The following is an 8,257-nucleotide window of genomic DNA, read 5'->3' on the forward strand; positions in this document are numbered from 1 at the left end:
GGCGGTAGGCTGACCAGGTCGCACGACACACCCCGTAAGCACCACCCACACCCCCGGAGGGAACCCCATGCCGCTCGAAGCCGGCCTCCTGGAGATCCTCGCCTGCCCGGCCTGCCACGCCCCCCTCAAGGAGGCCGACGCCGAGCTGATCTGCACCGGCAAGGAATGCGGCCTGGCCTACCCGGTCCGCGACGGCATCCCCGTCCTCCTCGTCGACGAGGCCCGCCGCCCCGCGTAACCCCCAAAACGCCGCTCGCAGGAGGCCCGCCGCCATGTTCGACGAAACGCTCCTGGACGACCCGGACGCGCTGGCCAGGGCGGACCGCCGTGGCCTGCTCCGCGGCGCCGCCGAGGCGGGCGCCCGCGTCCGCACGGCGGCCCGGCACGCCGCCGAGGCCGGCATCGCCGAGCTGAAGCCCGACGGCCGGCCACGCGCCGTCCTGCTCGCGGGCCCCGGCACCGCGGCCATCGGCGTCGCCGACTTCATCGGCCGGCTCGCGGGCGCCGCCTGCCCGGTCGTCCGCCTCCGCTCCACCGGCGTCGCCCCCGCGGCCGGCGCCCTGCGCTGGGAACTGCCGGGCTGGGCCGGATCGGTCGACCTGCTCCTGATCGCCACCCCGGACGGCACCGAGCCCAGCCTCTCCCTCCTCGTCGAACAGGCGTACCGGCGCGGCGTCACCGTCGTCGCCGTCTGCCCGAAGGGCGCCCCGCTGACCGAGGCGGTGGCCAGGGCCCACGGCCTCCTCGTACCGATGGCGACCGCCCCGTACGAGCAGGACGAACCCGCCGCGGCCTCCGCACCCGGCGCGCTCTGGGCGCTGCTCACCCCCCTCCTCGCGCTCCTCGACCGCACGGGACTCCTGTCCGCGCCGGCCGAGGACCTGGAGAAGGTCGCCGACCGCCTCGACCGCACCGCCGAGCGCTGCGGCCCGGCCATCGCCACGTACAGCAACCCGGCGAAGACCCTCGCCTCCGAGCTCGCCGAGTCGCTCCCGCTGATCTGGACCGAGGGCGCGGCCGCGGGCCCGGTGGGCCGCCGGTTCGCCGCCGCCCTCGCCGAGCTCGCCGGGCGCCCCGCCCTCGCCGGCGACCTGCCCGAGGCGATGACCGCCCACGGCGCGCTCCTCGTCAGCGCCCTCGCGGCCGGCGGCGACCCCGACGACTTCTTCCGCGACCGCGTGGACGAGGCCCAGGCGCTGCGCGCCCGCGTCGTCCTGCTCCGCGACCGCCCCACCGGCGGCCTGTCCGCGGCCCCCTCCGCCCGCGACCTCGCGCTCTCCCACGACACCGCGATCAGCGAGCTGGAGCCGGAGGAGGGCAGCGATCTGGAGACCCTCGCGGAGCTGATCGCCGTCACGGATTTCGCCGCCGTTTACCTGGGCCTCGCCTCCACGGCGTGAGGTGGCCCCACCCGCAACCCACCGGGCCCGCTCGCCGCCCGCTCGCCGCCCGTTCGCCGCCGTACGGAGAAGAACACCTCATGGACCGCCTCACCAACACCGTCCGCCCCTACGCGTGGGGCTCCACGACCGCCATCCCGCAGCTCATCGGCGCCGAACCGACCGGTGAACCGCAGGCCGAGATGTGGATGGGCGCCCACCCCGGCGCCCCCTCCCGCACCGGGCGCGGCCCGCTCAACGAAGTCATCGACGCCGACCCGACGGCGGAGCTGGGCGAGCAGGCGGTCGCCAGGTTCGGCCCGCGCCTCCCGTTCCTCCTCAAGCTGCTCGCCGCCGGCGCCCCCCTCTCCCTCCAGGTGCACCCCGACCTCGGGCAGGCGAAGGAGGGGTACGCGGCCGAGGAGGCGAAGGGCGTCCCGATCGGCGCCCCCGACCGCAACTACAAGGACGCCAACCACAAGCCCGAACTCATCTGCGCGCTCACCGAGTTCGACGGCCTGTGCGGCTTCCGCGCCCCCGAGGAAGCGGCCCGCCTCCTCGAAGGACTCGGCGTCGACAGTCTCAAGCCGTACGCCGACCTGCTGCGCGCCCACCCCGAAGAGGCCGCGCTGCGCGAGGTGCTGACGGCGATCCTGACCGCCGACCGCGACGAGATGGCGCACACGGTCACCGAGGCCGCGGCCGCCGCCCAGCGCCTCGGCGGCGCCTACGAGCCGTACGCGGGCATCGCCCACCACTACCCCGGCGACCCGGGTGTCATCGCCGCGATGATCCTCAACTACGTACAACTGCAGCCCGGCGAGGCCCTGTTCCTCGGCGCCGGCGTGCCGCACGCGTATCTGAACGGCCTCGGCGTCGAGATCATGGCCAACTCCGACAACGTCCTGCGCTGCGGCCTCACCCCCAAGCACGTCGACGTCCCCGAACTCCTGCGCATCGTCCGCTTCGAGGCCACCGACCCCGGCGTGCTCCGCCCGGAGGCGTCCGCCGACGGCGAAGAGGTATACGACACGCCGATCGACGAGTTCCGTCTCTCCCGTTTCGTCCTCCCCGAGGGCGCCCCCGCCCACGACCTGACGGCCGCCACCCCGCAGATCCTGCTCTGCACGGCGGGCACGGTCCGGGCGGGCGACATCGTCCTCGCACCGGGCGGATCGGCCTTCGTCCCGGCAGGCGAAAAGGCCGAAGTGTCCGGTGTCGGCACGCTTTTCCGTGCGACGGTCGTGGCCTGAGAGAACCCTGTGGCGTCCCGTGCTGCAACAATGACCCACCGCAAAGGCCGGGCAAAGCAGTGGCACGGGACGTACGACCTCGAGAGGACACCAGGAACAACATGAGTGCTTCAGGCGGAGCAAAGGCGATCGTGGCGGCGCTCGCCGCCAACCTCGCGATCGCGGTGGCCAAGTTCGTGGCGTTCCTCTTCAGCGGCTCCTCGTCGATGCTCGCCGAGGCCGTCCACTCGCTGGCCGACTCGGGCAACCAGTTCCTGCTCCTGCTCGGCGGCAAGAAGGCCCAGCGCGAGGCGACCCCGCAACACCCCTTCGGGTACGGCCGCGAGCGCTACATCTACGCCTTCCTGGTCTCCATCGTCCTGTTCTCCGTCGGTGGCATGTTCGCCGTCTACGAGGGCTACGAGAAGATCAGGCACCCGCACGACCTGGAGCACTGGTACTGGCCGGTCGGCGTCCTCGTCTTCGCGATCATCGCCGAGGGCTTCTCGTTCCGCACGGCCATCAAGGAGTCCAACGCCCTGCGCGGCAAGCTCTCCTGGGGCCAGTTCATCAAGCGCGCCAAGGCCCCCGAGCTGCCGGTCGTGCTCCTGGAGGACTTCGGCGCGCTCATCGGTCTGGTCCTGGCCCTGTTCGGTGTCGGTCTGACCCTCGCCACCGGTGACGCCGTCTGGGACGGCATCGGCACGCTCTGCATCGGCATCCTGCTCATCGCCATCGCGATCGTGCTGGCCCTGGAGACCAAGTCCCTGCTGCTCGGCGAGGCCGCGGGCGCCGAAGAGGTCGCGAAGATCGAGCAGGCGGTCGTGGACGGCGAGACCGTCACCGGCCTCATCCACATGCGCACGCTCCACCTCGGCCCGGAGGAGCTCCTCGTCGCCGCGAAGGTCGCCGTCCAGCACGACGACACCGCCGCCGAGGTCGCCCGCGCCATAAACGAAGCCGAGGCCCGGATCCGCGCGGCTGTCCCGATCGCCCGCGTCATCTACCTCGAACCCGACATCTACAGCGACGCGGAGGCCGCCAAGGGCGCCGACCCGGAGGCCACGCCGGGCGGCCCGACGCCGGGTGCCGCGCACTGATCCAGGTCCTCCCAGATCCTCCCGGGTCCTCCCAGGTCCTCCCGGGTTCTCCCAGCGGATCTACGGGGAAGGGGTGGCGCGTCCGAGTCCGGACCCGCCACCCCTTCCCCGTTTCCTCGCCCTCCCTGTCAGTCCCGACGTCCCGTCACCTCTGCAGCGACCAGCCGGCCGTCTGCAGGGCCGCTTCCCGGCGCCGCAGCTGCCCGGCCCTGATCCCGCAGACGAGCCCCGCCAGCGCCACCCCGAGCCAGGCGACCCCCGCCACCGCGCCCAGCACCGGCCGCGTCAGACCGTCCACGACCCGCCCCTCGACGGCACCGGCCGGCACCGAGCCCGCGTGGTCGCTCTGGAAGTAGCGGGAGTCGTTCGAGTTCCCGCGATGGTCGCCCATCAGGAACAGCCGCCCCCGCGGAACCCGCACGTCGTAGGGCGGCCCGCCGTTCGCCTGGCCGTCCTCCAGGTACGGCTCGGCCAGCGCCCGCCCGTTCACCCGCGTCGGCCCGGTCGGCCCGCCACCGTGTGCGACCCGGTCCCCGCCGAGGCCGACGACCCGCTGCAGCACCGGCAGGTCCCGGTAGCGCGCGGGCATGGTGTAGAGCACCACGTCGCCGCGGCGCACCTCGTCCCCGTCCACCCGCTCGACGAGCAGCCGATCGCCCATCGTGTACGTCGGCGCCATGGAGTCGCTCGACACGGAGACGCTCCGGTACGTCATCCCCAGCCACACCGCGGTCCCGACCAGCCCCACCACCCCCAGCGGCCCCAACACCCAGGCCGTCAAGGCCAGTCGGCGCGCACTGCCTCTCATGCGTTTCCCTCCCCGCGCCCCTCGCGGACGGAGCGGCGCGGGGAGAGGCTAGCGCCGGGTGCCGTTCGGTACGGCGACGGGCCCCGCCGGCTACGGCGACGGGGCCGACGCGTCCGCACGCATCGACCCCGTCCTCGTAGCCGCCCCCCCGTAACGGACGTGCTGGATCCGCCTAGCGGACCTCCGCCAGCACCCGCAGCACCGCCGCCTCGTCCGGCGCCTCCTGCAGCCGGGCCCTGAAGCCCGTGTCCATCAGCTTCCGGGACAGCAGCGCCAGGATCCGCAGGTGCTCGTCGCCCGCGGCGGCCTCCGGAACCGAGATCATGAAGACGAGCTTCGCCTTCGTCCCGTCCATCGAACCCCACTCGATGCCCTCGGCGGACCGCGCGAACCCGACGACCGGAGCCGTCACCGCGTCCGTCTTGGCGTGCGGGATGGCGATCTCCTCGCCGAGCCCGGTGGTCCCCTGCTCCTCACGCCGCAGCGCCGTCCGCACCAGCTCCTCGACGTCGGCGACCTTGCCCGTACGAGCGAGCAGCCCGGCCATCTCGCGGATGGCGGCCTCCTTCTCGTGCGCGTCGAGCTGCACCTTGACGGTCTGCTCGGTGAGGTAGCCGGACAGCACCTCGGGCTCATCGGAGTCCTTGGGCTCGCCGGTCGTGGCGGGGGCCGGGGCGGGGGCGGTGACCTGGGCGGCGGCCACGGCGGCCTGCGCCGCGCCACCGGCCGCTCCGGCGCCGACGCCCACACCGGCGAGGGCCGGCTCGGGCCCGGCCGGAACGTTCAGCACGGCCTCGCCGCGCCGCCTGCGCTCGGCGAAGTCGACCAGCGCGACCGTGGTCAGCGCGGTCACCACCGAACCGATGGCGACGGCCACGAAGAACATCGGCACACCGCCCACGGCACCCAGCACGGCGACGATCGGCCCGCCGTGCGGCACCGCGTCCTCCACGCCCGCCATGCCCGCGATGGCACCGGCGACCGCGCCGCCCAGCATGTTCGCCGGAATGACCTGCGCGGGCCGCGCCGCGGCGAACGGGATCGCACCTTCGGAGATGCCGAAACACCCCATGAACAGCGCCGCGAGACCGGTCTCCCGCTCCTGCTCGGTGTAGAGCCGCTTACGGATCAGCGTGGCGAGGCCCTGCCCCAGCGGCATCACGGGAATGGCCGCGGCGCACATGCCCATGACGGTCTGGTTGCCGGTCGCGATGAGCCCCGCGCCGAACAGGAAGGCCGTCTTGTTGACCGGACCGCCCATGTCGAACGCGATCATCAGCCCGAGGATCGCGCCGAGCAGGATGGCACTGGTGCCGGTCATCCCGCTCAGCCAGCTGGTCAGATGCTCGAACACCCACGAGATCGGCTTGCCGATGACATAGATGAAGAAGAGTCCGAGCGCGGTCGTCGAGACGATCGGGATCACGATGATCGGCATGATCGGCTGGGCGAACTTCGGGACCTTGACCTTCTTGATCCACAGGACCAGATAACCGGCGAGGAACCCGGTGACGATCGCCCCGATGAAGCCGGCGCCCGCCTTGGAGTCGTACAGCTCACCGGTATTGGCGATCCAGCCGCCGATCATGCCGGGCACCAGCGCCGGCCGGTCGCCGATCGCGTACGCGATGTAGCCGGACAGGATCGGCACCATCAGCGTGAAGCCGATGACACCGATCTGGTTGACGTGCATCCAGAAGGAATCGGGCGGGATGACGAGCCCGCCCTTGGGGTCGGTGTGCCCGCCCAGCGACAGCGAGATGGCGATGAGCAGACCGCCCACCACCACGAACGGGATCATGTAACTGACGCCGTTCATCAGCGCCTTGTACGCGACGCTGCGCTCCTTCCCGCCGCCGCCACCGCCGGACGACGAGAGCGGCTCGGCGCTGCCGCCACCGCCCCCGGCGCCGTGCACGGGCGCGCTGCGCACCTGCTCGATGAGGCGCTCGGGGTGGCTGATGCCCTCGGACACCCCGACGGACAGCACCCGCTTGCCGACGAATCGGCCGCGGTCGACGTCCTTGTCGGCGGCGATGATGATGCCGTCGGCGTTCTTGACATCGTTGTCAGTCAAGACGTTCTCGGCCCCGATGGACCCTTGCGTCTCCACCTTCATGTCGATGCCGAGCGCGTCCGCCGCCTGCTGGAGCTTCTCGGCGGCCATGTACGTGTGCGCGATGCCGGTCGGACAGGCGGTCACCGCGAGCAGCCTCAACTTCTTCGGCTGCTCGGCGGCCCCTCCGCCCGCGTGGGGGTCGGCCGGACTGGTCACGTGGCTCTCCTTTGTGCCTTCGCCTTACAAGACCGCGCAAATGTTCGCGGCCTCCCTCGCATCCTGCAACAGCCAGGCACAGGATCAAAAGTCCAAAGGTCCCGAATTGCCCCTGCTCATCGTGCATGTCCCGGCCGCTCCGGCACCCCCGTCAGAGGCCGGAACCAGCCACACCCTCACCACCGCCCCATCGAGACGGGGTGGGGCCGACTGGGCCGATCGGTGTAGATTCGTAACGAGCCAGACGTCGCTGCTGATGGCGGTCGGGCGGCCCGCGCGCCGGGTCGTCCGAGGGAGAGAGGGCCTCCGACGGACTGCGCTGCGAGTATCTGAGGACACCTGTGTCCGACGACGCCCGCAGACCAGCCATGCGTGCTCCCTTCTGTGGGAACGCGCACGACAGCCCACCTCGACCGACTGCAACTGCACCGAGGAGCAGCTCACTTATGACTTCTGTCGCCAACCGACAGGACCAGGACTTCAAGGTCGCCGATCTCTCCCTCGCCGAGTTCGGCCGCAAGGAGATCACGCTCGCCGAGCACGAGATGCCCGGCCTGATGTCGATCCGCAAGGAGTACGCCGCCGCGCAGCCCCTCGCGGGCGCCCGCGTCACCGGCTCCCTCCACATGACGGTCCAGACGGCCGTCCTCATCGAGACCCTCGTCGCCCTGGGCGCCGATGTCCGCTGGGCGTCCTGCAACATCTTCTCGACCCAGGACCACGCCGCCGCCGCCATCGCGGTCGGCCCGAACGGCACGCCGGACAACCCCCAGGGCGTCCCCGTCTTCGCCTGGAAGGGCGAGACCCTGGAGGAGTACTGGTGGTGCACGGAGCAGGCGCTGACCTGGCCGAACAGCCCCACCGGCGGCCCGAACATGATCCTCGACGACGGTGGTGACGCCACCCTCCTCGTCCACAAGGGCGTCGAGTACGAGAAGGACGGCAAGGTCCCCTCGGTCGACACCGCCGAGTCCGACGAGCACCGCGTCATCCTCCAGCTCCTGAACGACACCATCTCCGAGGGCTCCCGCAAGTGGACCCAGCTGGCCTCCGAGATCCGTGGCGTGACGGAGGAGACCACGACCGGTGTCCACCGCCTGTACGAGATGCAGCGCGACGGTTCGCTCCTGTTCCCCGCGATCAATGTGAACGACGCGGTGACGAAGTCGAAGTTCGACAACAAGTACGGCTGCCGGCACTCGCTGATCGACGGCATCAACCGCGCCACGGACGTGCTGATCGGCGGCAAGACCGCTGTCGTGTGCGGCTACGGCGACGTGGGCAAGGGCTGTGCGGAGTCGCTGCGCGGTCAGGGCGCGCGGGTGATCGTCACCGAGATCGACCCGATCTGTGCGCTGCAGGCGGCGATGGACGGCTACCAGGTGGCGACGCTGGACGAGGTCGTCGACAAGGCGGACATCTTCGTCACGACGACCGGTAACAAGGACATCATCATGGCGAGC

7 protein-coding genes are annotated in these 8,257 nt (G+C 71.6%); 5 read left to right on the forward strand and 2 right to left on the reverse strand.

The window, feature by feature from the left end; genetic code table 11:
* Positions 1-67: 67 nt before the first annotated feature.
* The 4 genes from M4J07_RS45120 to M4J07_RS45135 all read left to right on the forward strand — a co-directional run bounded on the left by M4J07_RS45120 (position 68) and on the right by M4J07_RS45135 (position 3,711).
* On the forward strand, positions 68-238 hold the full coding sequence (locus M4J07_RS45120; protein ID WP_255982671.1) for a Trm112 family protein: 171 nt from the start codon (positions 68-70) through the stop codon (positions 236-238).
* Between the two features lie 34 nt (positions 239-272).
* Entirely contained in the window at positions 273-1,400 is a 1,128-nt protein-coding gene (locus M4J07_RS45125; protein ID WP_255982673.1) for an SIS domain-containing protein, read from the forward strand.
* 80 nt (positions 1,401-1,480) lie between these two features.
* Positions 1,481-2,632 (forward strand): mannose-6-phosphate isomerase, class I, encoded by a 1,152-nt coding sequence (manA, locus tag M4J07_RS45130; RefSeq protein WP_255982675.1) that lies wholly within the window; start codon positions 1,481-1,483, stop codon positions 2,630-2,632.
* Positions 2,633-2,733: 101 nt separating this feature from the next.
* Complete coding sequence (locus M4J07_RS45135; protein ID WP_255982677.1) at positions 2,734-3,711, forward strand: cation diffusion facilitator family transporter; 978 nt, start codon at positions 2,734-2,736, stop codon at positions 3,709-3,711.
* Positions 3,712-3,856: 145 nt separating this feature from the next.
* Here the strand turns inward: M4J07_RS45135 and lepB are convergent, their stop codons facing one another.
* Entirely contained in the window at positions 3,857-4,519 is a 663-nt protein-coding gene (gene lepB / locus M4J07_RS45140) for a signal peptidase I (protein WP_255982679.1), read from the reverse strand.
* A gap of 172 nt (positions 4,520-4,691) precedes the next feature.
* Positions 4,692-6,794, reverse strand: coding sequence for a fructose-specific PTS transporter subunit EIIC (locus tag M4J07_RS45145; RefSeq protein WP_308284831.1), 2,103 nt, complete (start codon positions 6,792-6,794; stop codon positions 4,692-4,694).
* Positions 6,795-7,240: 446 nt separating this feature from the next.
* Here M4J07_RS45145 and M4J07_RS45150 point away from each other — a divergent pair.
* Positions 7,241-8,257 (forward strand): adenosylhomocysteinase (locus M4J07_RS45150; RefSeq protein ID WP_255982681.1); only part of this gene is annotated, 1,017 nt, incomplete at its 3' end.

Source organism: Streptomyces longispororuber (genome assembly GCF_024448165.1).
In the GTDB taxonomy this organism is placed as follows: Bacteria; Actinomycetota; Actinomycetes; order Streptomycetales; family Streptomycetaceae; genus Streptomyces; species Streptomyces longispororuber_A.

Coding starts and splice junctions, on each gene's coding strand:
- M4J07_RS45125 (WP_255982673.1), top strand. CDS start 273: ATGTTCGACGAAACGCTCCTGGACGACCCGGACGCGCTGGCCAGGGCG.
- M4J07_RS45120 (WP_255982671.1), top strand. CDS start 68: ATGCCGCTCGAAGCCGGCCTCCTGGAGATCCTCGCCTGCCCGGCCTGC.
- M4J07_RS45135 (WP_255982677.1), top strand. CDS start 2,734: ATGAGTGCTTCAGGCGGAGCAAAGGCGATCGTGGCGGCGCTCGCCGCC.
- lepB (WP_255982679.1), bottom strand. CDS start 4,519: ATGAGAGGCAGTGCGCGCCGACTGGCCTTGACGGCCTGGGTGTTGGGG.
- manA (WP_255982675.1), top strand. CDS start 1,481: ATGGACCGCCTCACCAACACCGTCCGCCCCTACGCGTGGGGCTCCACG.